A 25200-nucleotide genomic window follows, 5' to 3' on the forward strand; every position below is an offset into this window, starting at 1 on the left:
TGCAAGGATAGTAGACGCCGCCACACTGACTCATGCGCAGGACATGTAGATGAACGCACCACCGACCGCCAGCGATGCCCAGGCCTTGATTGCCCGACTGGACTGGACAAACAACCCGCTGGGCGCCGCCGAAAACTGGCCGCAGAGCCTGCGCACCGCGGTGGACATCGTGATCCACTCGCCAATGCCGATGCTATTGCTGTGGGGCCCGCAGCTCACCCAGATCTACAACGACGGCTTCGCCTTCCTCGCCGGCAGCAAACACCCTCACGCTTTCGGACAACCGACGCACCAGATCTGGCCGGAACTCAAAGACTTTACCGACCCGATTTACAGCGCCGTCCTACAGGGCCAGGTGCGGACCTACAGCGAACAGCGCTTCACCTTGCAACGCGACGGTCGGGATTCTGACTTCTGGCTGGATTTGACCTACAGCCCCATTCGCAACGAAAGCGCCGAGGTTGCCGGGATTCTGGTCACGGCCATCGAAACCAACGAACGTCGCCGCATCGCCCTCGAACTGGAACAACGCTCTGCCGCCAGCCTCAAGGCCCAGCAAGAAACCGAGCAGCGCCTGCAACTGGCACTGGCCGCCACCGATGCCGTCGGCACCTGGGACTGGGACATTGGCGAAGACCGTTTCATTGCCGATGCGCACTTCGCGCAATTGCATGGCGTCGATCCGGCCATGGCCAACCAGTTGCCGATCAGCGAATACCTCCACGGCGTGCACCCGGAAGACCGCGCCATGATCGCCCGCAGCATCAAGCACTGCATCACCCATGGCAGCGAGTACGCCGAGGAATATCGCTTGCTGCAAGCCGATGGCCAGTTGCGCTGGGTGTTTGCCCGGGGTCGTTGCTACAAGGACCACCATGGCCGGCCGATCCGCTTTCTCGGCGCCGCGCTGGACCTGACCGAACGCAAACACATCGAACAGGCCTTGCGCCAAAGCCAGACCGAGCTGCAACTGATCATCAACGCGATGCCGATCCTGATCAGTTATGTGGACCGCGAAGAGCGCTTTCGCCTGAACAATGCCGCCTATCTGGAATGGTATGGCCTGACGCCCCAGGAGCTTTACGGCCGCACCATTCGTGAAGTGCTCGGCGATGAAGCCTATGCCCTGCGCGCCGAATACATCGCCGAGGCGCTGAAAGGCAAGACCTGTTGTTTCAGCATCAGCGCCGATCACCGCGATGGCAGCACCCGCCAGGCCCTGATGAACTACCTGCCACGCCACGGCGCAGACGGCGCGGTGAATGGTTTCTACATCTTCGTGATCGACGAGACCGAGCGCAAACAGACTGAAGAGGCGCTGCGCAACCTCAACGAAACCCTGGAAGAACGCGTGAGCGCTCGCACCCAACAACTGGCCGAAGCCAACCAGCGACTGCAGAACGAGATGTTCGAGCGTGAGCGTGCCGAAGACGCCTTGCGGCATGCGCAGAAAATGGAAGCGGTCGGCCAGCTCACCGGCGGCATCGCCCATGACTTCAACAACATGCTCACCGGGATCATCGGCAGCCTCGATTTGATGCAGCGCTACATCGCCGATGGGCGCGCGGCCGAGATCGGTCGCTTCACCGAAGCGGCGGTGTCCTCGGCCCATCGCGCCGCCGCCCTGACCCATCGGTTGCTGGCATTCTCAAGGCGTCAGTCACTGGATCGCAGGCCACTGGACGCCAACCAGCTGGTGCATTCCCTGGAAGACTTGCTCAGCCGGACCAAGGGCGATCACATCGAGCTCAAACTGAAGCTGGCCGATGAGGTCTGGCCGGTCAGTACCGATGTCAGCCAACTGGAAAACGCCTTGCTCAACCTCGTGATCAACGCCCGGGATGCGATGCCCGATGGCGGTGAGTTGTTGATCGAAACCGCCAATGTTCACCTCGACGGCAGCGACGTCACTCCGCTGGAGCCAGTCAGGGCCGGGGATTACCTGATGATTGCCGTCAGCGACAACGGTGCCGGCATGACCCCATCAGTACTGGCCAAGGCCTTCGATCCGTTCTTCACCACCAAACCCATCGGCCAGGGCACCGGCCTTGGGTTGTCGATGATCTATGGTTTCGCCCAGCAGTCGGGCGGGCACGTCAGCCTGCACAGCCGGCCGGGCCAGGGCACCAGCGTTCGCCTGTATTTGCCACGGTTGCACGTCGCCCTGCCGGAACACGCTCAGCTGCCGGCCACCGGCGAAGCACCGCCAGCGGTTGCCGGTGAAACCGTGGTGTTGGTGGAAGACGATCCGGCGGTGCGCATGCTGGTGCTCGACCTGCTCAAAGAGTTGGGTTACCACGCCCATGAAGCCGAAGATGCCAATAGCGCCCTGCCGTTGCTGGAGTCCGACCTGCGGGTCGATCTGCTGGTGACCGACGTCGGGCTGCCGGGCATGAACGGTCGGCAACTGGCGGAAATCGCACGTCAGCACCGCCCGGAACTCAAAGTGCTGTTTATTACCGGTTATGCCGAGAAAGCCGCCGAACGCCAGGGTTTCCTGGAGGCGGGCATGGACATGGTGGCCAAACCCTTTTCCATGGACCTGTTGGCCAACAAGATTCGCACGATGATCGGCCAAGCCGGCTGAGTTGAGGCATAATCGCGCGCCCCACGCTGGCACCAACATAGCCACCACCGTTGCAAGGTACTGCCCATGAAAGCCCAAGCCCGCCATATTCTGGTGAAAACCTCGGAAGAAGCCGAGCAGCTCAAACAACGCATCGCCAAGGGCGAAGCCTTCGATGTGCTGGCCAAGAAATACTCCACCTGCCCGTCCGGCAAACGCGGTGGCGATCTTGGCGAAGTGCGGCCCGGGCAAATGGTCGGGGCAATCGATGCGGTGATCTTCAAAAAACCGCTGCGAGTGGTGCATGGGCCGATCAAGAGCAAGTTCGGGTATCACCTGGTGCAGGTGTTTTACCGGGACTGATCGATTGGCTCGATGTACAGGGTGAGGCTTGCCAAAAAAATCACAGCATCCCCAAAGATTGCATTTCAATCTTTGGGGATCAGTGCCCCCGGCACTTGAATCACCCGACTCGCCAAGCGATGCCCCGCTTCAGCAGCCTCGACCGGGCTCCCACCCTTGAGGCGGCAAGCCAGATACGCCGCGCTGAACGAATCTCCCGCCGCCGTGGTGTCCACCACCCGTTCGACCACTTGCGCCGGCACTTCGAACGACTCGCCGTCACAGCGAATCAGACACGCCTCGGCACCGCGCTTGAGCACCACTTCGGGCGTGCCCATCTGCTCGTAAGCGGCAAACACCGCCGCGCAATCGGAAAACTGGAACAGCGCCTGCTCGTCATCAACCGTCAGCAACGCCAGGTCGACATAGGGCAACACTTCGCGATAAGCCGCTCGTGCGTCCTCGACCGAAGCCCATAGGCGTGGTCGATAATTGTTGTCGAACACGATCCGCGCATCCCGCTGTCGGGCTTCGATCAGGGTGTCCAGCAGTTTCTCCCGGCCCTGTTCACCGAGCACCGCCAGGGTGATGCCGCTGAAATACAGCACGTCGTAATCCGGCAGCGCTGCCAGGATCGGCGCGGCCGCCGGGGTGGTAAAGCAATCGCGCACGGCCGCTTCATTGCGCCAGTAGAGAAAACGCCGCTCGCCGGCCGCGTCGGTCTGGATGCAATACAGACCGGGCAAGCGACCGGGCAAACGCTGGACCATGCCCAGGCCGATGTGTTCGCTGGCCCAGCTCTGGCACATCGCATCACTGAAACTGTCGTCACCCAGGGCAGTGACGTAATCCACCATGCCGCCATCGCCCAGTTCACGGGCCAGATAGACCGCGGTGTTCAGGGTATCGCCGCCGAAGCTTTGTTGCAGGGAGCCGTCGGCGCGCTGCTGCAGTTCGATCATGCACTCGCCGATCAGGGCGATGCGCGGGATGTTGGGGCCCAGAGGGCTGATGTTGTTCATGTTGTGGGGGCTCTTAGAAACAGGTTTCCATGGTTTCGATGACATTCAGCTGCTCATCCACCAGACACCCGATACGCCACTTGTCGAACGTCAAACACGGGTGCGAAGTCCCGAACGAAATGATATCGCCCACCCGCAACTCAACTCCCGGCGCCACGGTCATGAATGCGTGCTGGTCCATCACCGCCGTCACCTTGCAGGCACTCACATCATCGCCGGTCGCCGGCACCACGCCGGCCTTGTAACGCAGCAACGGCACCGGCAAACCGGCGTCGTAGGCCACGTCGCGCTTGCCCAGGGCGATCACCGCAAAACCCGGTTCGGGCAACGACTGCACATGCGCCCAGACTTCCAGCGCCGGGCGCAAACCTTCGTGCAGGTCGCTGCGACGGTCGAGCACGCAACATTGCGCTTCTTTGTAGATGCCATGGTCGTGGGCCACGTAACTGCCGGGGCGCAGCACGCTGAGGAAACGCCCGCCGGCATTCTGCGCTTCGAACGACTCGGCGATCAGGTCGTACCAGGCCGACCCCGACGCAGTGATGATCGGCTTGACAATCGCGAACGCGCCGCTGTCCTGCAGTTGCACCGCCAGACGCACCAGGGAGGCGGCGAACTCGCGGATGCCGCTCACCGCATGATCACCGTGAATCACCCCTTCATAGCCCTCGATGCCGGTCAGCGCCAACGCCGGTTGAGCGTTGATAGCCTTGGCCAGTGCCAGCACTTCGGCTTCGGTGCGGCAACCGCAACGACCGCCGACCACTCCGTACTCGATCATCACGTTCAGGCGCACGCCCCGCGAGGCGAAAAACGCGCCGAGGTCGGCGACGTTATCCGGGTGATCGACCATGCAATAGAAATCGAAAGTCGGGTCAGCCAGCAGGTCGGCGATCAGTGCCATGTTCGGCGTGCCAACCAGTTGATTGGCCATCAGCACCCGGCGCACGCCATGGGCGTAAGCCGCGCGGGTTTGCGTGGCGCTGGCCAGGGTGATGCCCCAGGCACCGGCGTCCAGTTGGCGACGAAACAGCGCCGGGGTCATGCTGGTTTTACCGTGAGGTGCCAGTTCCGCGCCGCTGTGGCTGACGAAGTCCTGCATCCAGCGAATGTTGTGTTCCAGCGCGTCGCGGTGCAGCACCAGCGCCGGCAGACTGACGTCCCGCACCAGGTTGGCGCCGGTCTGGGCAGCGCCCTTTTCCACGGCGGCGGTATTGATGGCAGTAGACATGGTCGATCTCCTCACACACGGCCGCAGGCAGCCGCTGTTATTCGTTGATACGCCGGGCGAGGCTGTTGGCGCTGTCGATCAGCACCCGGCGATAGTCGTTGTAATTGTTCTTCGCATCGGCCCGTGGGGCGACGATGCACAGGGTCGCGATGGCCACGCCGCTCGGGTCTTTGACCGGGGCGGCGAAGCAATGGGTAAAGGTGTCGGCGACGCTGTCGAAGGAAAAGAATCCGTCGATGGCGGCCTGGCGGATTTCCTCAAGAAACTGCTCCAGTGGCAGGCGTTTGCCGTCGGGCAGGATGAAGTCGTCGGGGTCGATCAAATCGACAATTTGCTGATCGCTCAGGTGCGCCAGCAGCAGGCGCCCGGAAGCGGTCCAGGGGATCGGCGCGTTTTCGCCGATGTCCGAGGAAATGCGGAAATGCCGCTCCCCCTCTTTCATCAATGCCACGGTGTATTTGCGCCCGTTGAGCAGACACATCTGCGCGGTTTCGCGGGTCTGGCTGACGATTTCCTGCAAGGCGTGATCGGCCTCGCGGGACAGGTCGAAATGACGCAAATGCGCCTGCCCGAGGAAGTACAGCTGACGACCGAGGTAAACGTGACCTTCCTTGCCCACGGGTTCGAGGATGCGCCGCTCCAATAAGGACGCTACCAGTTCATAGATCGTGGATTTCGGGCTGCCGATGCCGCTGGCGATTTCGTTCGGGCGCAGGGGCTGGCCGATTTCCTTGAGGAAGTCGAGGATGTCGAACGCCCGGTCCAGACCGCGAGCCCGGCGCTTGATGGTGTCTTCGGTCATTTCAGTGGTCCCATTCAAAGTGCCGGGAGTTTACCCAGAAGGCCGCCTTCGCGGGCAAGCCTCGCTCCTACAGGATTTCGCCGTTTGTAGGAGCGAGGCTTGCCCGCGAAGAATTCACTGCGGTTCAGACCTTTTTCTTGTACGCGATGCAATCAATCTCGACCTTGCAATCGACCATCATGTTCGCCTGCACGCAGGCCCGGGCCGGGGCGTGTTCGCTTTTGAAGTACTCGGAAAACACCTTGTTGAAACTCCAGAAGTCCCGCGGGTCTTCCAGCCACACGCCCGTGCGCACCACGTCTTCAAGCCCGTAACCGGCCTCTTCCAGAATCGCGATCAGGTTTTTCATGGTTTGGTGAGTCTGCTCGACAATCCCGCCCACGATGATTTCACCATCCACCGCCGGCACTTGGCCGGACACGTGCAGCCAGCCATCGGCTTCGACGGCGCGGGCAAAAGGACGGGGCTGGCCGCCACCGGCGGTGCTGCCGGTGCCGTAACGAGTAATGCTCATGGGTGTTTCTCCTGATTAAAAAGTGAAGGCTTAAAAGCGGGTGCTCTTGAGAAATTCCGCCAGTCGCGGCGACTGCGGGCGCTCGAACAGTTCCTTGGGCGGCCCCTGCTCTTCGATCCGCCCCTGATTCATGAACACGATCTTGTCCGAGACCTCGAAGGCAAAACGCATTTCGTGGGTCACCAGCAACATGGTCATGCCATCCTCGGCCAGGCCCTTGATCACGTTCAGCACTTCGCCCACCAGTTCCGGATCGAGGGCCGAGGTGACTTCATCGAACAGCATCAAACTCGGGTTCATCGCAATCGCCCGGGCAATCGCCACGCGCTGTTGCTGACCACCGGACAACTGACCGGGGTAATGATCGCGGCGCTCCAGCAGGCCGACCCGCTCCAGCCATTTCTCCGCCAGCGCTACCGCCTCGTCCTTGTGCAACTTTTTTACCTTGAGCAAACCGAGGGTGACGTTCTGCAACGCAGTGAGGTGCGGGAACAGATTGAATTGCTGGAAGGCCATGCCGGTCATGGCGCGATGGCGGGCGATGACTTTTTCCGGGTGGCGCACGCGCTTGCCGTTGACCTCGTCATAGCCGATGGATTCACCGTCGAGCAGAATCTGCCCGCCCTGGAACTCTTCGAGCATGTTCACGCAGCGCAGCAGCGTGGTCTTGCCCGAGCCGCTGGAGCCGATCAACGTGACCACATTGCCGCGCTGCATAGTCAGGTCGACACCCTTGAGCACTTCGAGCGGGCCGTATTGTTTGTGCAGGCCGCGGATGTCCAGCAGCGCCTGATTCTGGGTCGAAACTTGAGCTTGTGTCATGGCAAGGCCACCCGCTTTTCAATGTGCCGGCCGAGTAATTCGATGGCGTAGTTGATGACGAAAAACAGCAATCCGGCGAACAGGTAAAACTCCAGGGTCATGAAGGTCCGGGCGATGATCTGTTGAGTACTGAGCAGCAGCTCGGCGACGCCGATCACCGACAACAAGGTCGACGCCTTGACGATCTCGGTGGACGAGTTGACCCAGGTCGGCAAGATCTGCCGCAACGCCTGGGGCAACAACACATAACCCAGCGCCTGGTAAAACGTCAGGCCGATGGCCTTGCTCGCTTCCATCTGACCGCTGGGCAGCGCTTGCAACGCACCGCGCACGATCTCGGCGACATGGGAACCGCAAAACAGCGTCAGGCCCAAAGTGCCTGCCCCGAAGGCGCTGATTTGCCAGCCCAGTGCCGGCGCCATGTAAAAGCAGGCCAGTACCAATACAAACACCGGCGTGCCGCGAATGATGTCGACGTAGAACCGGAACGGCGCGCGCATCCAGAACGTGCCGTAGGTGAGTACCAGGCCGGCGACGATGCCAACCAGCGTACCCAGCAAAATTGCCAGGCCCGAGCACTGCACACTTGTCAGGAAGCCCTGCCACAGGACATCCCGGGCCACCCATAACTCATGCAACCAACTGGGGGATTCGTACATGGGGCCTCCTAACGGCGAATCGCCAGACGCTGCTCGAGGTAACGCAGCATCATGGCAATGAGGTAACAGGCCGCAACATAGAGCGCTGTGGTCACCAGCCAGGTTTCGATCACCCGGTAGCTCTCGACATTGATCTTGCGCGCGTAATAGGTCAGCTCCGGCACGGCAATCGCCGCCGCCAGCGAGGTGTCCTTGAACAGCGAAATGAAGTTGTTCGACAGCGCCGGCAGCACATTGCGCAGCATCACCGGCACGGTGATGTACGCCTTGACCTGCCACTCGCCCAAGCCGATCGCCAACCCGGCTTCACGTAGCCCCTTGGGAATGCTCAACAGCCCGCCACGAAACACTTCAGTCAGGTACGCCCCGGCATACAGCGACAGGGTGATGATGAACGAGGGGATCTTGTCCAGACGAATGCCCAGACTCGGCAACGCGAAGTAGATCAACAGAATCAACACCAGAATCGGCGTATTACGGATCACCGTCACATACACCGACGCCAGCCCCCGCAATGCGCGGTGCTTCGACAGCAAAGCAAACGCCATCAGCAGGCCGATCACGCAGCCGATGGCGATCGACACCAGCGCCAGCTCAAGACCCAGACCGAGCCCCGCCAGCAAGGTGTCGAAGTCGCGCCACACGGCGGCAAAATTCAACTGATAGTTCATGGTCAGCAGTACCTTGAGCGGGGCGATGTATCACCGCCCCGCTCTCACGGGATCATTTGAATTCGACTGGGAAACCGATTGCAGGTGTAGGCAGGTCGACACCGAACCACTGCTTGAACGATGCCGCGTAAGTCGGGAATTCAACGCCGGTCATGCCTTCATGCAGCACGGTGTTGACGAAGTTCAGCCAATCCTGATCGCCGCGTTTGACCGCACAGGCGTAGGTCTGCGGGCTCCAGGCGTAGGTCGGGCTGCGATAACGGCCTGGGTTCTGCACCATCAGGTATTTCACCGACGACTGATCGGTGGCCGCCGCGTCGGCACGGCCGGAGTTCACCGCCTGATACATCAGATCCACGCTGTCGTACTGATCGACCTTGGCCTTGGGCAGCGCCTGATGCACCAGTTCTTCGGCGTACACGTTCTGCAGCACCGCCACGGTCACGCCGTCGGCGGCGGCCCTGAGGTCTTCGATTTCCTTGTACTTGCTGTTGGCCGGCAGCAACAGGCCAACACCTTCACGGTAGTACGGCAGCGTGAACGCGACCTGTTGGGCCCGGCTGGCGGTCACGGTGATGAACTGGCAACTCATATCGACCTTGTCGGTCAGCAGGTTCGGAATCCGCGCATCGGACGACTGCACCACGAACTCGACCTTGCTCGGGTCGTTGAACAACCCCTTGGCCACCATCCGCGCGATATCGATATCAAAACCCTGCAACTTGCCGTCGGCTCCCTGGAAGTGCCACGGCGCGTTGGTACTGCCCGTGCCCACGATCAATTTCCCACGGGCCAGCACGCTGTCGAGCTTGCTGTCTGCCGCTTGAGCGACACCCACGGCAGCGGCCGAAGCCGCGAGTACGAAAACACACGCTTTAAACAAGGAAAGTCGACGATGCATGGCAAGCACTCCAGGGCTGTGTTTATTCCGCTATACCGGAACTTGGTATGTAACAACGGAATAGACAGCAGAAAGTGTGCCACAGGATGTGGCCAGAATCTCGGAGGATTTGAAAAGTGTTTTGAATCAAATGGATGCGCACAGGCGCGAAGAAAGTGTTACGAAAAGACAGCTGGCTGAACGCTACCGTTGGCTACAGGCTGTGTGTGGTTGAGTCACATTGCGGTGCATTGCAGGTCAAAAAGAAGCAGAGCACACCTGTAATTTCTGACAGTAGACCCACCCGCTCGCCTCCTTTAACGTCAAAGGGCCTTCGATAGTCTTTGAAAAGGAGATTTCAATGAGTTCGATGTCCACCCAGTCATTGGATCCGGCCTACCGCAAAGCGCTCAACACTTGGCGCCCGGTGATTCTGTATTTCGGCAACGACCACTGTCCCGCCTGCGAATGGGCCGGACCGGTTTTCCGGGCCATTGCCGAGAAGTACAAAGATCATGCGTGCATCTATATGCTGGATACGAGCAAGTCCCCTCGGCATCCGGAAGTCAAAGGCACACCCACTTTGCTGTTCTACGAGGAGGGGAAGCTGCTGACGAAGCTCAAGGGCATAGGCACCCCGGAAACCCTGGAAGAACATTTCAAAAAGCACATCGGCAAGCTCAGGCCCAAACAGATTGCCCACAAACCCCGCCACGACTTGCCGTGGTTGCAGAGAACCCTCAGCACTTTATGCACTGCGCCTCGGGCACGGGAGCGGTTGAATGCACGTTTGATGAGTAATGCAATGGGCAAATAACTGACCTGTAGCAGCAGCCTTGCGCTGCTCGGCAGCTGCTACAAAAAGTGCCCGCCGGTGTGTTTATCGTCCGGAAAAACGCAGCCGCGACAACATCCGCAGGTCGCCCTCGCGGTAATAGTCATCGGTCCAGCTGTCATCCGCCGCCAACGGCCGGACCTGCTTGAGTTGCAGTTTCTTTGCGAAGTAGCGGAACCGGTAATGTTCGTAGAAGCGCAGCAGTTCCAGCCCGTAACGATCGGCCAGGTCGGTGTCGCCACGGATGATCAGGTAGTTTTCGTCATTGCCGTTGCTGGCCGCGTCACTGAGGTTGTGGCTGCCGCTGATGATGGTCGGTGAATCGCTGGTGAAGTCGACGACGATGGCTTTGGTGTGCACCAGCAGGTTGCCCTTCTGGCCTTTCATGTTTTCCTTGAGCCAGCCCTCCAGGCCGGTGTTGAGCAGCGCGGTGGCGGCGAATTCGGCGGTGCGGTCGGCATGGAAACCGGTGATGTTGCTGACCGTGTTTTGCAGGCCGTAACGCAAGATGTCGTCGTGGGGTTGGCCGAGCAGCGCGTTGAGTATTTTGTCCGGCAAGGTGAATGCGGTGACAAACAGCAGGTCTTTTTTGGCGGCGTTGATGATCTTGATGAACTCACTCAAGTCGCCCTCGCCCGAGCGCGGTGAAAAACCGGCGAACAGCGGCTGGTCAGGCTGCATCGGATTGTGTTCCGTGAGCCAGTCCCGCGTGGCGCCGACGTCCGTCGGTGTGGCCCAGACCTGCTCGAAGGTTTGCAGGTAAGTGGCGCCGATCCGAGCGTCGTCCAGCACATGCACGACGTTGGCCTGACGGTAGACGCCGTTGGCAGTGAAGTTGGTACTGCCGCAGAGTACCGCTTCGGGCTGATGCTGCCCCGCCGCATCGAGCCGGCTCAGGACCATGAACTTATCGTGAAAGATATTGTGGGTGACTCGCCCGCGTTTGTTCGCCGCCGGGATTTTTTCCAGGCTGGCTTCGTTCAGCGCCGTGGTGTCTTCGCCAGGTTGGGCGTGATACAGGACCCGAACCTTTACGCCACGCTCGAAGGCGGCGTTCACCGCATCGACGATCGCCTGCAGCTGGTATTCATAGATCGCGATGTCCAGCGCCCACTGGCCATCCACGGCACGTTCGATAAACCCGAGCAGGCGTGCGAGCAGACCATTTTCCAGCCATTGCCGCGGCGCATCGGGCCATTCTTCGATGGGCAGTGTCTTGTTGACGCTGAGCAGCGCATCGAGGTCGGCGAATTTGCGCTGGAACGCCTGACTGGCAGCCACTGCTCGGTTGAATATCACGTTCTGCCCCTTGGGCAGGCCATTGTCCGTGGTGACCGTCACTTCCAGGCTTTCACCCAACTGTGGCGTATCGGCAGTGCCATAGGCCAGGTGAACCCGATAATGGATCGTCACACCCGGATTGACCGCGTAATCGGCCCAGCGAAATTTCTGCAAAGGCGCGGCATCGCTGGGGGTGGCGTGAAACTGAGGGAATGTATGATCCTTGCCGGGGAAGGTCAGGCTGTTGAACAGAAACAACCAGGGTTTGTCACCTTGCTGTTTTTCGATGGCAAACCCCAACAGGCCTTTGCGGCGGGGTTCGGCCAGGTCGATGGCCAGCAGCACACCGTTGGTGCCAGCGTAGGCTTTGACGCGGAAATCGTCCTGATCGTTGCGGGCTAGAACGCGCATGGGTCACTCCTGTGATGGGTTTGCTTACAGAGCATAGGGCAGCGATGCGATGGGGCCAGCACTGTCAGCACAAAACTCAACCTGAAATCAGCTCATCGATATGTCGATAATCAACCTGTAACTGCGCTGCCAACACCTTTGCCCGCCCGAGCCGAATCGGCCCGCGCTCGATGTCGATCAGCAACCCCGGACAATCCAGCTCCGGCAATGTCGACCATTCCTTCAACCGTCCATCCGTCACTAGCAACAGCCGCTGCTGTTCGGCCTGAAAACGCTTTTGCCGTGCCACCAGCCAGTGCCCCGCCTCGCCCAGCGCCGCCAGCATCGGCGTCCCGCCGCCGGCGCCCAATCCCTCGAGCCAATCGCGTAAGCCCGCAGAAGCTTTCAACCCCTGCACCTGCCACTTCGGCAAGTGACCGCTGGCGGTCAGCAAAGCCAGGCGTGCGCGCTGGCGATAGGCATCGTCGAACAGTTGCGCCAGCAAGCCCTTGGCATCGCTCAACGCCTGATGGCGCCGGGTCGAAGCCGAGGCATCGACGATCACCAGCCACAGTTCATGCGGGGTGCGGGTCCGCAGATGGAACAATAGGTCATCGCGTTGACGCGGTCGGCCATTGAGCAAGGTGCCGGGCCAGTTGACCGATCCGCTACGGGCGGCGTGACGCTTGCCCTGTTTACCGTGATCCAGCCGGCCTGCGCGGGGTCTGGCATTCGCCCCCGCGTCTGATCGAGGGCGAATGCCTAGGGCTTTTTTGGCCAGCTCGGCACTTCACGTCGAGCACCGACCGGCAGCGCCTGGGCGGGCATTTCGCCCCACTGGCCCTGACCTTCGTTCGGGTTGGGGGTTTGCGCAGGGGATTGCTGTGGCGCTTGGGAGTTTTGCGGCGCAGAGGTCGAATGCTCCCGACGACGATGACGCAAGGCAAATTCGGCGACCGCGTCGATATCCTCTTCGGCAATGGCGTTCGCACCGCGCCAGGCCGCATGTGCCCGCGCCGCGCGCAGCCAGACCAGATCGGCCCGCAAGCCATCGACGCCGGCAGCAAAGCAGCGCTCGGTGATCTGCGCCAGTGCAGCATCGTCGAGCGGGATACTCGCCAAGGCCGCACGCGCCTTCTGGCAACGCTCGCGCAGGGCGTGTTGCTGACTTTCCCACTCGGCGCAGAACCCTTGCGGATCGCTGTCGAAATCCAGTCGACGACGGATGATCTGGCCGCGCTCGGCGGGTGCGGTATGGCCACTGAGGGCGACGTTCAGGCCAAAGCGGTCGAGCAGTTGTGGGCGCAGTTCGCCCTCTTCCGGGTTCATGGTGCCGATCAGCACAAACTTCGCCGAATGCCGATGGGAAATCCCGTCGCGCTCGATCAGGTTGGTGCCGCTGGCGGCCACGTCGAGCAGCAGGTCCACGAGGTGATCGGGCAGCAAGTTCACTTCATCGACGTAGAGCACGCCGCCGTCGGCCTTGGCCAATACACCCGGAGAAAACTGTGCGCGCCCTTCGCTCAAGGCCGCGTCGAGATCGAGGGTGCCGACCAGCCGTTCTTCAGTGGCGCCCAGGGGCAAGGTAACGAATTGACCGCTGGCCAGCAGGTCCGCCAGGCCTCGGGCCAGGGTCGACTTGGCCATGCCGCGCGGGCCTTCGATCAGCACACCACCGATTTTCGGGTCGATGGCGGTCAGGTACAGGGCGAGCTTCAAGTCATCGGCGCCGACCACGGCGGAGAGCGGGAAATGGGCGGTGTCGGTCATGTTCAAATCTCGGTCATGGTCGGTGATTACTCTGTGGCGAGGGAGCTTGCTCCCGTTGGGCTGCGTAGCAGTCGTAAAACCTGAAAATGCGGTGTGCCTGACAGAGCCTGGTTTTTTGTTTTGGGGCTGCTGCGCAGCCCAACGGGAGCAAGCTCCCTCGCCACAAATTTCCTTTGCTCACCGGCTAACTGTCTTCTTCTATGTCCAGCAACAAATTCTCCAGCGCCTCGCGGTATTCACCCGGCTCCTGCCACATCCCCCGTTGCTGCGCTTCGAGCAGGCGCTCGGTCATGTCGCGCAAGGCGTGGGGATTGTGTTCGCGAACAAACTCCCGGGTCGCCGGATCAAGCAAATAGGCGTCCGCCAGCAACGCATACTGGTGATCGTCGATCAACTGCGTGGTGGCGTCGAACGCAAACAGGTTATCGACCGTCGCCGCCAGTTCGAACGCGCCTTTATAGCCATGACGCTTGATCCCGTCGATCCATTTCGGATTGGCCGCCCGGGAACGGATCACCCGGTTCAGCTCTTCCTTCAATGTGCGGATCTTCGGCAAGTCCGGCTGACTGTGGTCGCCGTGATAACTCGCCGCCGCTGCGCCGCCGAGGCTTTCGACGGCCGCCAACATGCCGCCCTGGAACTGGTAATAGTCGTTGGAATCGAGCAAGTCGTGCTCGCGGTTGTCCTGATTTTGCAGCACGGCCTGCACCTGGCTCAGACGCTGGGCGAACTGCTCGCGTGCGGCGGTGCCTTCATCGGAGCCGCCGTAAGCGTAGCCGCCCCAGTTCAGGTAAACCTCGGCCAGGTCTTCGCGGCTCTGCCACAAACGACCGTCGATGGCACCTTGCACGCCGGCACCGTAAGCACCCGGTTTGGCCCCGAAGATCCGCCAGCCGGCCTGTCGCCTGGCCGCTTCTTCATCCAGACCGGACGTCAGCAGCGCTTCGCGCTCGGCACGAACCTTGGCTGCCAACGGGTTGAGATCGTCCGGTTCATCCAGCGCGGCGACCGCTTGCACGGCGGCGTCGAACAGCCTGATCAGGTTGGCAAAGGCATCGCGGAAGAATCCGGAGACGCGCAAGGTCACGTCCACCCGCGGCCGGTCCAGCAGGCTCAACGGCAGAATCTCGAAGTCGTCGACCCGCTGACTGCCCGTCGCCCACACCGGCCGCACACCCATCAAGGCCATGGCCTGGGCAATGTCGTCGCCGCCGGTGCGCATGGTCGCGGTGCCCCAGACCGACAGGCCGAGCTGACGCAAGTGATCGCCGTGATCCTGCAAGTGCCGTTCAAGAATCAGGTTCGCGGATTGAAAACCGATGCGCCACGCCGTGGTGGTCGGCAGGTTGCGCACGTCCACCGAATAGAAATTGCGCCCGGTGGGCAACACGTCCAGCCGTCCACGGCTGGGCGCACCACTCGGCCCGGCCGGGACGAATCGCCCGCTGAGGGCGTCCAGCAGGCCGCGCATTTCCGCCGGGCCGCAGGCGTCCAGGCGCGGGGCGACGACCTCGCGCAAACTGTCGATGATCGCGCTCACGTCGGACCAGCCTCGCTGGTTCAACGGAGCAATTTCAGCGCTCAAGGCTTGCTCGATCAACTGCTCGGCGAACAGTTCCAGACGCTCACGGGTGTCCCCCGCCGTGCGCCACAGCTCATCACTGACCGCCTGCAAGGCATCCGGCCGAGGACCGTTCCAGGGCTCGGCCAACACGCAATCCAGTGGATCGAAGCCCAATTCGAACGCCTTGGCCAGCGCCCGCAGCACGCTCGATTGCGCGCCACGACCGTCACCGCGAGGAATGCGCAGCAAGGCCAATAAAGTGTCGATGCGCAATCGCCCGGTCGGCGACTCGCCAAACACGTGCAGGCCATCGCGGATCTGCGATTCCTTCAAGTCACACAGGTAAGTGTCCAGGCGCGGCAACCAGATCGCCGCGTCGGCATCGCTGTCGAGCTTCTCGTCCAGCTGCAGTTCGCGATCAATGTGCGTGTCGCGCACCAGTTGCAGAATGTCGCGTTGCAGTTCCCGGGCGCGGCGCGGATCGAGCAACTGCGCTTCGTAATATTCGTCAGCCAACAACTCAAGGTTGCGCAGCGGGCCGTAGGTTTCGGCGCGGGTCAGCGGTGGCATCAGGTGATCGATGATCACCGCTTGCGTACGGCGCTTGGCCTGGGCACCCTCGCCCGGGTCGTTGACGATGAACGGATAGATGTTCGGCAGCGGTCCGAGCAGCGCGTCGGGCCAGCAGTTTTCAGATAACCCGACGCCCTTGCCCGGCAGCCATTCGAGGTTACCGTGCTTGCCGACATGGATCACGCCGTGGGCGCCGTAGGTGTTGCGCAACCAGAAGTAGAACGCCAGATAACCGTGGGGCGGCACCAGGTCCGGGTCGTGATAGACCGCGCTCGGGTCAACCTGATACCCCCGGGCCGGTTGAATGCCGACGAAAGTCAGGCCGAAGCGCAACCCGGCAATCATCATTCGCCCGCCACGGAACATCGGATCGCTTTCGGGCGTGCCCCAACGTTGCAGCACCGCCTCGCGATTGGCTTCGGGCAGTGCGTTGAACATCAAAAAGTAATGATCCAGCGCCAGGCTTTGCTGGCACGGACGTTGATCGATAGTGTCCAGATCATTGCTGACACCACCAAGCAGTTGCTGGATCAGCGCGGTGCCGCTGTCCGGCAACTCGGCCGGCAACGGATAACCTTCGGCGTACAGGGCACGCAGGATGTTCAGCGCAGCGGCCGGGGTGTCGAGACCGACGCCATTACCGATGCGTCCATCGCGAGTCGGGTAGTTGGCGAGGATCAGGGCGATGCGTTTTTCGCTGTTGGGCAGCCGCGCCAGATCGATCCAGCACCGCGCCAGTTCAGCGACAAAATCCATGCGTTCCGGTTGTGGTCGATAGCAAACCACATCGGACTGACTGCGCTCGCTGCGCCACGCCAGATCCTTGAAGCTGATCGGCCGACTGATGATTCGCCCGTCCAGCTCCGGCAGCGCGATGTGCATCGCCAAGTCACGGGGACCGAGGCCTTGCTCGCTGGCACGCCAACCGGGCTCGTTGTCCTGGGCGCAGATCGCCTGAATCACCGGGATGTTGCGACGAAACGGCCGCAGATGCGGCGCTTCAGGGCTGGACTGGGCGAAACCGGTGGTGTTCAGAATCACCCCCGCCTCAACTTCATCCAGCCAGTCCTCGACCACCGCCAGGCAGCCTGGCTCTTTCAGACTGGCCAGCGCAATCGGCAACGGGTTGAGCCCTGCCGCCTGCAAACGCTGGCAGAAAATATCGATGAAACCGGTGTTCGCCGCCTGCAAGTGCGAGCGGTAAAACAGCACCGCCGCCACCGGCTGATCGGCCTGCCAATCGGCTTGCCAATCCTGAAGGTGCGCGGGGCTTTTTTGCGGGTGGTAGATCGCGGTGCGTGGCAGGGTTTGCGGCTCGGACCATGGATAATCACGACCCAGCCAACGACTGGCAAGGCAGCGAAACAGGTCGAGCGCATTGGCCATGCCGCCCTGACGCAGGAAGTGCCAGAGCCGGTCGCGGTCTTCGGGGGCCACGGTGCTCAGATCGCTGAGTTCCGGGTCCGGGCGATCGTCACCCGGCACCAGAATCAACTGCACACCGCGCTGGGACAATTCCACCAGACGCTCGATGCCGTAACGCCAATAGGCGATGCCGCCGTGCAGCGAGATCAGAATCACCTTGGCGTGGCGCAGCACTTCGTCGACATAAAGATCGACCGAGGCGTGATTCTGCACCTGCATCGGGTTGGCCAGGCGCAGGCTCGGGTAATCGTCGGGCAGCTGCTGCGCCGCCTCGGCGAGCAACGCCAGACTGGAATCGCCGCTGCACAGGATCACCAGCTCGGCGGGGGTTTGTCCAAGGTCGGCAATGTTGTCATCCGACACGAAACCGCCGGGCTGGGTCCTGAGCAGGTGCATGGGTTAAACGCTGAGCGCAGCGCGCAATTGCGCTTCGAGTTGAACGGCGTCCAGCGCCTGACCGATCAACACCAGACGGGTGGTGCGCGCTTCCTCGGCGCCCCACTGACGGTCGAAGTGCTTGTCGAAACGCGTGCCCACGCCCTGAATCAGCAGGCGCATCGGCTTGTTCGGCACCGCCGCGAAACCCTTGACCCGCAGAATACCGTGCTGCACCACCAGTTGCGTCAGCGCGTCCATCAGCAGGCTTTCGTCGGCTTGTGGCAGCTCGATCGAGATGGAGTCGAACGCGTCATGGTCGTGATCGTGGTCGTCTTCACCTTCATGGTGATGATCGTGATGGCTGTGGCGGCTGTCGATGTGTTCTTCGGAACCGGCGCCGAGGCCGATCAGCACGTCCAGCGGCAAGCGACCGCTGCTGGCTTCGATGACTTTCACCGCCGGTGGCAGCTCTTCGGCGACTTCCAGGCGCACGCGGGCAAGGTCTGCGGCGCTGATCAGGTCGGCCTTGTTGAGAATCACCAGGTCGGCGCTGGCCAGTTGGTCGGCGAACAGTTCGTGCAGCGGCGATTCGTGGTCCAGGTTCGGGTCGAGTTTGCGCTGGGCGTCCACTTGATCCGGGAATGCAGCGAAAGTGCCGGCAGCGACGGCCGGGCTGTCGACCACGGTGATCACCGCGTCAACGGTGCAGGCGCTGCGGATTTCCGGCCACTGGAAGGCTTGAACCAAAGGCTTTGGCAGGGCCAGGCCCGAGGTTTCGATGAGGATGTGGTCGAGGTCGCCGCGGCGAGCAACCAACTCGCGCATCACCGGGAAGAATTCCTCCTGAACGGTGCAGCACAGGCAGCCGTTGGCCAACTCGTAGACGCGGCCGCTGGCCTCTTCTTCGGTGCAGCCGATTGAGCACTGCTTGAGGATCTCGCCGTCGATGCCCAGCTCGCCGAACTCGTTGACGATCACCGCGATGCGACGGCCCTGGGCGTTGTCGAGCATGTGCCGCAGCAAGGTGGTTTTGCCCGAACCGAGGAAGCCGGTAACGATGGTGACGGGGAGTTTGGCCAGTGTTTTCATCGGATGCCCTTTGGCAAGGTGGCGGGCATACGGGACGACAACCGGCAACGCGGGCACGCGTGCCTGAAGAGTTCGCCACCGGATCACCCCGCCCGGTTGAAAGTGAGAATCTGTGTCGAGGCAGGTCTCCTGGCTGACGGTGCGCCGGGCGTTGGCCCGGCATTCGCTGCGCCTTCCCGCGAACCCGTTGCACAGGGTTTGCAGTGGCGTGGCAGCGAACATCACCGTTCACAGTTGCGGGGGCAGCCGCGGCATCGACCGCGTTCCCTTCTTAGCTTCGACAGACGCCGAAGAACCTCGAAAGCGCAAGGCTACGCATCGTGTGGGGGCGGGTCAATGTCTTGTCGGCGAATACGATCACCTGTGGCGAGGGGGCTTGCCTGTGGCGAGGGAGCTTGCTCCCGTTCGGCTGCGAAGCAGCCGTGAAACCATGCACTGCAAATCTTACAGACAGACCGCATGAATCCGATGCGACCGCTACGCGCTCGAGCGGGAGCAAGCTCCCTCGCCACAGGTATTGGGTGTTAGTGAGACCCCCTGCCAATTGACTCCCCGCCCTCGCCCATGCTCTCCTACACGCCTTGTTACGGGTGCCCTTCACAGGGTGAAACGGGAAACCGGTGAATCATGTGCTTTACTCTAAAGCCATGTCAGTCCGGTGCTGCCCCCGCAACGGTAAGCGAGTGAAGCGTCAGATCCACTGTGCCGGTCATATGGCATGGGAAGGTGATGCTTGCAGGTCCAGGCGCAAGCCCAGCCCCTCGCGAGCCCGGAGACCGGCCCGCAACACAAAGTGACTTTTACGTTCACTGAATAACAAACCCGCGGTGGGCGGGCGCTGTTCGAAATCTCTGCGAGCCCTTGGCGTGCGGAGATTTTCATGCGCTCTATTCACCCGCTGACAGACCAGAGGGAAGCGCCATGACGATCATCAGCAGCACCGCCAGCAATACCGACAAGAGCATCGCCAGCACCACCACGACCCTGACTCAACGCCTGACCGCCGCCGTGTGTGCGTCGATCCTTGGCGCCAGCCTTGTGTATTTCGCCGGTTTCTCGCACATCGAAGCGGTGCACAACGCCGCGCACGATACCCGTCACAGCTCCGCCTTTCCGTGCCATTGAGACCTGCTGAGATGATCAAGCGTATTGCGCAAACCGCAGGTTTCACCGGGCTGCTGGCCGCCCTGCTATTGACCCTGCTGCAAAGCTTCTGGGTCTCCCCGCTGATTTTGCAGGCCGAGACCTACGAAAAATCCGAGCCGGCTGCTGTTGAAATCCACGAGCACGCCGCGGGCGCAGTCGCTCATACCCACGATGCCGAAGCCTGGGAACCGGAAGACGGCTGGCAGCGCGTGCTGTCCACTACCGGCGGCAACCTGGTGGTAGCCGTCGGTTTCGCCCTGATGCTCGCCGGTCTTTACACCCTGCGCGCACCGACCAAAACCTCTCAGGGCCTGCTCTGGGGCCTGGCCGGTTATGCGACGTTCGTACTGGCTCCGACTCTCGGCCTGCCGCCTGAGCTGCCGGGCACTGCCGCGGCTGATCTGGCGCAACGGCAAATCTGGTGGATCGGCACTGCCGCGTCCACGGCCGTCGGCATCGCGTTGATCGTGTTCAGCCGTCACTGGCTGATGAAAGTTCTCGGCGTGGCGATCCTGGCCGTGCCGCATGTGATTGGCGCACCACAACCGGAAGTCCATTCGATGCTGGCGCCGGAAGCCCTGGAAGCACAATTCAAAATCGCTTCGCAGTTGACCAACGTGGCGTTCTGGCTGGCCCTGGGCCTGATCAGCGCCTGGTTGTTCCGCCGCAAAAGCGATGGCCATTACAGCGCATGACTGAAAACGGCACAGTGCCGACCCTGGTGGTCGGCCTGGGCTGCCAGCGCGGCTGCCCCGTCAGCACGCTGCGGGCGCTGCTCGATCAGGCGTTACAGGCCCATCAAATCGAGCTTCGTGAGATCAAGGCCCTGGCCAGCATCGACCTCAAGCGCGATGAACCTGGCCTGATCGAACTGGCCGAACAACTGGCATTGCCGCTGATGTACTTCAGCAGCGAACAATTGGCGACCTATCAAGCACAACTGAGCCACCACTCGGACATCGCGTTTGAACGCACCGGTTGCTACGGCGTGGCGGAAAGCGCTGCGTTGGCCCTGGCCGAACAATTGGCCCAGGCACCGGCAAAGTTGCTGATTCCACGACAAAAATACGCCCAGGCCACCCTGGCATTGGCCAGCGCCGCGTAAAATCCCCGATAATCCTCGCCTTCGATCATGAGCATTCTTCATCTGAAGCATGCCCAGGCCCTATTTCTGACAGGAAACGACGATGACCGTCTACTTCATTGGCGCCGGCCCCGGCGACCCGGAACTGATCACCGTCAAAGGCCAGCGGCTGATTCGTAGCTGCCCGGTCATCATATATGCCGGCTCCCTGGTCCCCGCCGCCGTGCTGGAAGGCCACCGGGCCGAACAGGTGGTCAACAGCGCCGAACTGCATCTGGAACAGATCGTCGAGCTGATCAAGACCGCCCACGCCAACGGCCAGGACGTGGCCCGGGTGCATTCCGGCGACCCGAGTCTGTACGGCGCGATCGGCGAGCAGATTCGCTACTTGCGTGAACTCGACATCCCTTTCGAAATCATTCCCGGCGTCACCGCCACCGCCGCCTGCGCGGCCCTTTTGGGGGCCGAACTGACCCTGCCGGACGTGTCACAGAGCGTGATTCTGACCCGTTACGCCGACAAGACCGCCATGCCCGCTGGCGAAGAACTGGGCAGCCTGGCGCAACACGGGGCGACCATGGCGATCCATCTGGGGGTCAATCATCTAGAGAAGATCCTTGCCCAATTGCTGCCGCACTACGGCGCCGACTGCCCGATCGCGGTGATTCACCGGGCGACCTGGCCGGATCAGGATTGGGTGGTGGGAACGCTTGCGGACATTGCGCAGAAGGTACAAGCCAAGGGTTTTCGCCGAACGGCGCTGATTCTGGTGGGTCGAGTGCTGGGCAGCGATCACTTCAGTGAATCGTCGCTGTATCGCGCGGGGCATGCTCACCTCTACAGACCCTGAAGCACTTGTGGCGAGGGAGCTTGCTCCCGCTGGACCGCGCAGCGGTCCCAAAATCAGCCAACGCATTCATCACGGGAAAATGCATCGGCTGGATTGCGACTGCTTCGCAGTCGAGCGGGAGCAAGCTCCCTCGCCACAGGTTATCGATCATCCATAAAAAAACGGTGCTCACGGGCACCGTTTTTTTATGTCGCAGCGAACACCTTAGTAGTAGGCGTTTTCTTTCTGCGTGTGGTCAGTCACGTCACGTACACCCTTGAGCTCGGGAATACGCTCGAGCAAGGTGCGCTCGATGCCTTCCTTCAGGGTGACGTCTGCCTGGCCGCAGCCCTGGCAACCGCCGCCGAACTTCAGCACGGCGATGCCGTCTTCGACCACATCGATCAGGCTGACCTGACCGCCGTGGCTGGCCAGCCCCGGGTTGATCTCGGTTTGCAGGTAGTAGTTGATGCGCTCGTTGACCGGGCTGTCGGCGTTGACCATCGGTACTTTGGCGTTTGGCGCCTTGATGGTCAGTTGGCCGCCCATGCGGTCGGTGGCGTAGTCGACTACCGCATCGTCCAGAAACGCTTCGCTGAACGAGTCGATATAGGCGGTGAAGCTTTTGAGCCCCAGCGCGGTATCTTCAGGTTTTTCTTCGCCCGGCTTGCAGTAGGCAATGCAGGTTTCGGCGTACTGGGTGCCAGGCTGGGTGATAAAGACGCGGATGCCGATACCCGGGGTGTTCTGCTTGGAGAGCAGATCGGCCAGGTAATCATGGGCGGCGTCGGTAATGGTAATAGCGGTCATGGAAACTCCTCGCAGGCTTGGACGCAGTTTACGCCAATCGACGCGCCGCACAAAGTCCTAGTATTTTTGTCGGGAAAGCGGTCATCACAGATTCTCGTAGCGATTCATGTCCAGCACGCCCTCTTCCACCGGGTCGGTGTCGTGGATGTACCGGCTCAGATCATGGAAATACTGCCAGAATTGCGGATGACTGCGACGAATGCCCCAGCGTTCGACGATTTTTTCGAAACTCGCGGCGTCTTTGGCATTTTCCATCTCGTCGACAAACGCCGGCACCTGCCCGGCCGGAATGTTGAACATGAAGTTCGGGTAGCTGCTCAGAACACCCGGATAGATCGTCAACGTGTCGAGCCCCGGCTGATAACGCAGCGACTCCCCGAGCAGGAACGCCACGTTGCTGTGGGCGCGGTTACGCAGCAGGCTGTAGACCTCACGCTTGCCGCTTGAGGTCTCGATGCGCAACATCGTGGCCTCCGGCAACTGATCGATGACTTTCAAACCGGCGGCCGGGCGCGACGTCAGGCGGCTCAAGGCTTGCTCGGCGTTCTGCAACGCCGGATCAATGTTCGGCCGCGAGCAGTAAGCGCCGTCGCAGCGGTTGATCGGATCGGGCCTGGCATTAAGTTCGCCGTAACGGGACAGCAGCTGCAAGGCGAAATCGCGTTTCGGGTCGTTTTCGTCCAGCGTCAGCGCCGTCGGCTTGTCGTTGTCGATGTCCTCGTAATCCAGCCACATCTTGAACTTGCCGCTGTTCTGGTACCAATCGTCGAGATAGCCGTCCCGTGAGCTGGCCGGCATCAGGCGCAGGAAGTTCTGCTCGGCGCCGTTGCGGATCAGGTCGAAGTACAGCCGGGTCTGGGCCTGATGGGACACGTTACCGAACACATCGAAGTTGACCGCCAACTGGTAATACGTGCGTTCCAGCAACGGGTAATCGAACAGCCACATCGTCTGCGGCACATCGCCGATCAGGCCCTTGGTCACCGAGGCGCTGTCGAAATGCCGGAAGATACTCAGCAACGCATTGTCATTACCGGCCCACAGGGTCGACCAGCTCGGCGCTGGCAAGTCGGCATAGCTGTCCCGGCGCAGGGCCTCATATTCGTTGCGTTTGTTGCGGTAGTCGTGCCACAGGCTCAGGACACTGCCGACGTCATCGTTCTGCCCCGGCATCGCCAGCAACGGCGTAGCCTTGCCGCGATATTTCGGGTCGGTGATGTAAAGGTCATGTTCCGGGGCCTGGAACAGTGCCCAGAAGTTGTCGCGAATCACGTCGGTGGCGATCTGGCCCCGGCAGACCGGGCCGCGAATAAAGGTACGCACGAAGTATTCGGCGTTATCGAGCATGAACTGGTAACGCGCCTGGGCCGGGATCGCTTCGAACGTGGCAAACGGATTGGCCCGCCGCTCCGGCCCGTAGCCCGGTAACGCGTTGACCTGCCAGTTACCGTTGTAAAACAGGCTCTTGATCCGCGCCATCTTCGCCGCGCTCAGCGGGTAGGTGATGTGGGTCTTGTGCACGATCACGCCTTGCACCGGCCACAGACGGTAATAGACCTGAGTGCCCGGATCATCATTCGGACGGCGGGTGTTGATCAGGTCGATGGGCTGCCCCGTCGGCGTGCGCGAACGTACCCACTGAAAGAAATGCCCCGGTTCGCCGTCCTTGAAATAGATATGGGCCAAGAACCAGTGCTCGAACAGCCAGCGCCCGACCAGGCTCTCCCGGGCGCCCGGCGCATTGAGCAGGTTTTCCCACTGCACCACTTCCAAGGCTTCCCTGGCGCTGGGCACCAGGCCCTGCTGATCGATCGGCGCGCCGGAGGCCAGCCAGCGCTGCAGCGTCTGGTATTGCTGATCGGTCAGACCGGTGACCGCTAGCGGCATGCCCTCTTTCGGATGAGAGTTGGCGTAATCGCTGAACTCTGCCGGCATGGCGCACTGGTTTTCCCGGTTCAGGCCCAGGACGATGTCTTCCGGCAGTTTGGCGTTGGGTTGCAACGGGGTTTTGTGCCCCAGCTCAAGCATCCGCGCCATCAGCGCCGCCTGACTGCCTTGGGCGTCGAGCACCGAATAGAAGCCCTTTTGCTGCCAGGCACGCTTGCCGAAGGCGTCATAAAACAACCGGGTCGGCGCGGCGGCCTTGCTACGTTCGCCGTCATAGACCGGCGCCTTCGTCGCACCTCGGGACGCCCCTTCGCCACTGCCCAGGTTGAGCTGACAGGCGGAGTCGTAGCAGGCATGGCAGGCCACGCACTTTTCGGTGAAGATCGGTTGAATGTCGCGAACGTAGGAAATGTCCGGACCTTGCGCAGCGGCGCCCCCGCTTAAAAACAGCATCAATAGGCTGGTGACGACGCGATACGACATATCCCTGGTCCTGATCATGAGAAAACGCCGCGATTCTACCGGTCCGACCCGCGCACCAACATGAACGATATTCATGCAAAACCGGCATATGCTCCAAAAGCACACAGGTTTGTTATTATCCCGGCCCTTCGTCATGGCCTTACCGAG

22 protein-coding genes and 2 riboswitches are annotated in these 25200 nt (G+C 61.5%); of the genes, 7 read left to right on the forward strand and 15 right to left on the reverse strand.

The features are described 5' to 3' along the window. The first annotated feature begins 49 nt into the window (after positions 1 to 49). Together AC1DQM_RS05965 and AC1DQM_RS05970 are read left to right on the forward strand one after the other, a co-directional pair. Entirely contained in the window at positions 50 to 2587 is a 2538-nt protein-coding gene (locus AC1DQM_RS05965; RefSeq protein ID WP_138867280.1) for a PAS domain-containing hybrid sensor histidine kinase/response regulator, read from the forward strand. Between the two features lie 66 nt (positions 2588 to 2653). After that, a complete protein-coding gene (locus tag AC1DQM_RS05970) occupies positions 2654 to 2929 on the forward strand; it encodes a peptidylprolyl isomerase (protein WP_007933743.1) in 276 nt (91 codons plus the stop codon). A 65-nt stretch (positions 2930 to 2994) separates the two neighbouring features. Here AC1DQM_RS05970 and AC1DQM_RS05975 read toward each other — a convergent pair whose 3' ends face one another. The 8 genes from AC1DQM_RS05975 to AC1DQM_RS06010 form a co-directional block, all read right to left on the reverse strand. After that, positions 2995 to 3930, reverse strand: coding sequence for a sugar kinase (locus tag AC1DQM_RS05975; RefSeq protein ID WP_138867279.1), 936 nt, complete (start codon positions 3928 to 3930; stop codon positions 2995 to 2997). Positions 3931 to 3943: 13 nt separating this feature from the next. Further along, positions 3944 to 5161: an amino acid deaminase gene (locus AC1DQM_RS05980; protein ID WP_138867278.1), complete on the reverse strand. Its 1218-nt coding sequence runs from the start codon at positions 5159 to 5161 to the stop codon at positions 3944 to 3946. A gap of 37 nt (positions 5162 to 5198) precedes the next feature. After that, positions 5199 to 5963: an IclR family transcriptional regulator gene (locus tag AC1DQM_RS05985; protein WP_138867277.1), complete on the reverse strand. Its 765-nt coding sequence runs from the start codon at positions 5961 to 5963 to the stop codon at positions 5199 to 5201. Positions 5964 to 6087: 124 nt separating this feature from the next. Next, positions 6088 to 6477 (reverse strand): RidA family protein, encoded by a 390-nt coding sequence (locus tag AC1DQM_RS05990; protein ID WP_138867276.1) that lies wholly within the window; start codon positions 6475 to 6477, stop codon positions 6088 to 6090. A 30-nt stretch (positions 6478 to 6507) separates the two neighbouring features. Beyond that, positions 6508 to 7299, reverse strand: coding sequence for an amino acid ABC transporter ATP-binding protein (locus AC1DQM_RS05995; RefSeq protein WP_018927657.1), 792 nt, complete (start codon positions 7297 to 7299; stop codon positions 6508 to 6510). Beyond that, entirely contained in the window at positions 7296 to 7958 is a 663-nt protein-coding gene (locus AC1DQM_RS06000; protein WP_018927656.1) for an amino acid ABC transporter permease, read from the reverse strand. Before AC1DQM_RS06000 ends, AC1DQM_RS05995 begins: the two co-directional genes overlap by 4 nt. Before the next feature lie 8 nt (positions 7959 to 7966). Next, positions 7967 to 8629 (reverse strand): amino acid ABC transporter permease, encoded by a 663-nt coding sequence (locus AC1DQM_RS06005; RefSeq protein ID WP_018927655.1) that lies wholly within the window; start codon positions 8627 to 8629, stop codon positions 7967 to 7969. Between the two features lie 52 nt (positions 8630 to 8681). Further along, a complete protein-coding gene (locus AC1DQM_RS06010; protein WP_018927654.1) occupies positions 8682 to 9530 on the reverse strand; it encodes a transporter substrate-binding domain-containing protein in 849 nt (282 codons plus the stop codon). Between the two features lie 340 nt (positions 9531 to 9870). Between AC1DQM_RS06010 and AC1DQM_RS06015 the strand changes: the two genes are divergently transcribed. Continuing rightward, entirely contained in the window at positions 9871 to 10326 is a 456-nt protein-coding gene (locus AC1DQM_RS06015; protein ID WP_086946285.1) for a thioredoxin family protein, read from the forward strand. Positions 10327 to 10389: 63 nt separating this feature from the next. Here the strand turns inward: AC1DQM_RS06015 and AC1DQM_RS06020 are convergent, their stop codons facing one another. The 5 genes from AC1DQM_RS06020 to cobW form a co-directional block, all read right to left on the reverse strand. Next, positions 10390 to 12036 (reverse strand): phospholipase D-like domain-containing protein, encoded by a 1647-nt coding sequence (locus AC1DQM_RS06020; protein ID WP_138867275.1) that lies wholly within the window; start codon positions 12034 to 12036, stop codon positions 10390 to 10392. Positions 12037 to 12112: 76 nt separating this feature from the next. After that, positions 12113 to 12658: a vWA domain-containing protein gene (locus AC1DQM_RS06025; protein WP_138867274.1), complete on the reverse strand. Its 546-nt coding sequence runs from the start codon at positions 12656 to 12658 to the stop codon at positions 12113 to 12115. Positions 12659 to 12777: 119 nt separating this feature from the next. After that, positions 12778 to 13785: a magnesium chelatase ATPase subunit I gene (locus AC1DQM_RS06030; protein ID WP_138867273.1), complete on the reverse strand. Its 1008-nt coding sequence runs from the start codon at positions 13783 to 13785 to the stop codon at positions 12778 to 12780. 184 nt (positions 13786 to 13969) lie between these two features. After that, complete coding sequence (gene cobN / locus AC1DQM_RS06035; protein ID WP_477745887.1) at positions 13970 to 17743, reverse strand: cobaltochelatase subunit CobN; 3774 nt, start codon at positions 17741 to 17743, stop codon at positions 13970 to 13972. 3 nt (positions 17744 to 17746) lie between these two features. After that, on the reverse strand, positions 17747 to 18814 hold the full coding sequence (cobW, locus tag AC1DQM_RS06040; RefSeq protein WP_026286539.1) for a cobalamin biosynthesis protein CobW: 1068 nt from the start codon (positions 18812 to 18814) through the stop codon (positions 17747 to 17749). 102 nt (positions 18815 to 18916) lie between these two features. Further along, positions 18917 to 19129: riboswitch (cobalamin riboswitch) on the reverse strand. A gap of 256 nt (positions 19130 to 19385) precedes the next feature. Next, positions 19386 to 19613, forward strand: a riboswitch (cobalamin riboswitch). Positions 19614 to 19735: 122 nt separating this feature from the next. Between cobW and AC1DQM_RS06045 the strand changes: the two genes are divergently transcribed. From AC1DQM_RS06045 to cobM, 4 genes are all read left to right on the forward strand, one after another. Further along, the gene (locus AC1DQM_RS06045) at positions 19736 to 19939 is read left to right on the forward strand and encodes a CbtB domain-containing protein (protein ID WP_018927647.1); all 204 of its coding nucleotides are present in this window, start codon (positions 19736 to 19738) and stop codon (positions 19937 to 19939) included. 11 nt (positions 19940 to 19950) lie between these two features. Beyond that, the gene (locus AC1DQM_RS06050; RefSeq protein ID WP_111454625.1) at positions 19951 to 20655 is read left to right on the forward strand and encodes a CbtA family protein; all 705 of its coding nucleotides are present in this window, start codon (positions 19951 to 19953) and stop codon (positions 20653 to 20655) included. Continuing rightward, a complete protein-coding gene (locus AC1DQM_RS06055) occupies positions 20652 to 21065 on the forward strand; it encodes a cobalamin biosynthesis protein (protein WP_064617086.1) in 414 nt (137 codons plus the stop codon). Before AC1DQM_RS06050 ends, AC1DQM_RS06055 begins: the two co-directional genes overlap by 4 nt. 82 nt (positions 21066 to 21147) lie before the next feature. Next, positions 21148 to 21894: a precorrin-4 C(11)-methyltransferase gene (gene cobM / locus AC1DQM_RS06060; protein ID WP_064617085.1), complete on the forward strand. Its 747-nt coding sequence runs from the start codon at positions 21148 to 21150 to the stop codon at positions 21892 to 21894. A 204-nt stretch (positions 21895 to 22098) separates the two neighbouring features. Here cobM and nfuA read toward each other — a convergent pair whose 3' ends face one another. Further along, positions 22099 to 22683, reverse strand: a complete 585-nt coding sequence (gene nfuA, locus AC1DQM_RS06065) for a Fe-S biogenesis protein NfuA (RefSeq protein ID WP_007946504.1) — start codon at positions 22681 to 22683, stop codon at positions 22099 to 22101. Positions 22684 to 22767: 84 nt separating this feature from the next. Then, positions 22768 to 25053: a fatty acid cis/trans isomerase gene (locus AC1DQM_RS06070; protein ID WP_138867270.1), complete on the reverse strand. Its 2286-nt coding sequence runs from the start codon at positions 25051 to 25053 to the stop codon at positions 22768 to 22770. Positions 25054 to 25200 lie beyond the last annotated feature (147 nt).

This window comes from Pseudomonas sp. 01L34, from assembly GCF_056400265.1.

Coding starts and splice junctions, on each gene's coding strand:
- AC1DQM_RS05990 (WP_138867276.1), bottom strand. CDS start 6,477: ATGAGCATTACTCGTTACGGCACCGGCAGCACCGCCGGTGGCGGCCAG.
- cobW (WP_026286539.1), bottom strand. CDS start 18,814: ATGAAAACACTGGCCAAACTCCCCGTCACCATCGTTACCGGCTTCCTC.
- AC1DQM_RS06050 (WP_111454625.1), top strand. CDS start 19,951: ATGATCAAGCGTATTGCGCAAACCGCAGGTTTCACCGGGCTGCTGGCC.
- AC1DQM_RS05980 (WP_138867278.1), bottom strand. CDS start 5,161: ATGTCTACTGCCATCAATACCGCCGCCGTGGAAAAGGGCGCTGCCCAG.
- AC1DQM_RS06070 (WP_138867270.1), bottom strand. CDS start 25,053: ATGTCGTATCGCGTCGTCACCAGCCTATTGATGCTGTTTTTAAGCGGG.
- AC1DQM_RS06045 (WP_018927647.1), top strand. CDS start 19,736: ATGACGATCATCAGCAGCACCGCCAGCAATACCGACAAGAGCATCGCC.
- AC1DQM_RS06000 (WP_018927656.1), bottom strand. CDS start 7,958: ATGTACGAATCCCCCAGTTGGTTGCATGAGTTATGGGTGGCCCGGGAT.
- AC1DQM_RS05995 (WP_018927657.1), bottom strand. CDS start 7,299: ATGACACAAGCTCAAGTTTCGACCCAGAATCAGGCGCTGCTGGACATC.
- AC1DQM_RS06010 (WP_018927654.1), bottom strand. CDS start 9,530: ATGCATCGTCGACTTTCCTTGTTTAAAGCGTGTGTTTTCGTACTCGCG.
- AC1DQM_RS06015 (WP_086946285.1), top strand. CDS start 9,871: ATGAGTTCGATGTCCACCCAGTCATTGGATCCGGCCTACCGCAAAGCG.
- AC1DQM_RS06030 (WP_138867273.1), bottom strand. CDS start 13,785: ATGACCGACACCGCCCATTTCCCGCTCTCCGCCGTGGTCGGCGCCGAT.
- AC1DQM_RS05985 (WP_138867277.1), bottom strand. CDS start 5,963: ATGACCGAAGACACCATCAAGCGCCGGGCTCGCGGTCTGGACCGGGCG.
- AC1DQM_RS05970 (WP_007933743.1), top strand. CDS start 2,654: ATGAAAGCCCAAGCCCGCCATATTCTGGTGAAAACCTCGGAAGAAGCC.
- cobN (WP_477745887.1), bottom strand. CDS start 17,743: ATGCACCTGCTCAGGACCCAGCCCGGCGGTTTCGTGTCGGATGACAAC.
- AC1DQM_RS06055 (WP_064617086.1), top strand. CDS start 20,652: ATGACTGAAAACGGCACAGTGCCGACCCTGGTGGTCGGCCTGGGCTGC.
- cobM (WP_064617085.1), top strand. CDS start 21,148: ATGACCGTCTACTTCATTGGCGCCGGCCCCGGCGACCCGGAACTGATC.
- nfuA (WP_007946504.1), bottom strand. CDS start 22,683: ATGACCGCTATTACCATTACCGACGCCGCCCATGATTACCTGGCCGAT.
- AC1DQM_RS05975 (WP_138867279.1), bottom strand. CDS start 3,930: ATGAACAACATCAGCCCTCTGGGCCCCAACATCCCGCGCATCGCCCTG.
- AC1DQM_RS05965 (WP_138867280.1), top strand. CDS start 50: ATGAACGCACCACCGACCGCCAGCGATGCCCAGGCCTTGATTGCCCGA.
- AC1DQM_RS06020 (WP_138867275.1), bottom strand. CDS start 12,036: ATGCGCGTTCTAGCCCGCAACGATCAGGACGATTTCCGCGTCAAAGCC.
- AC1DQM_RS06005 (WP_018927655.1), bottom strand. CDS start 8,629: ATGAACTATCAGTTGAATTTTGCCGCCGTGTGGCGCGACTTCGACACC.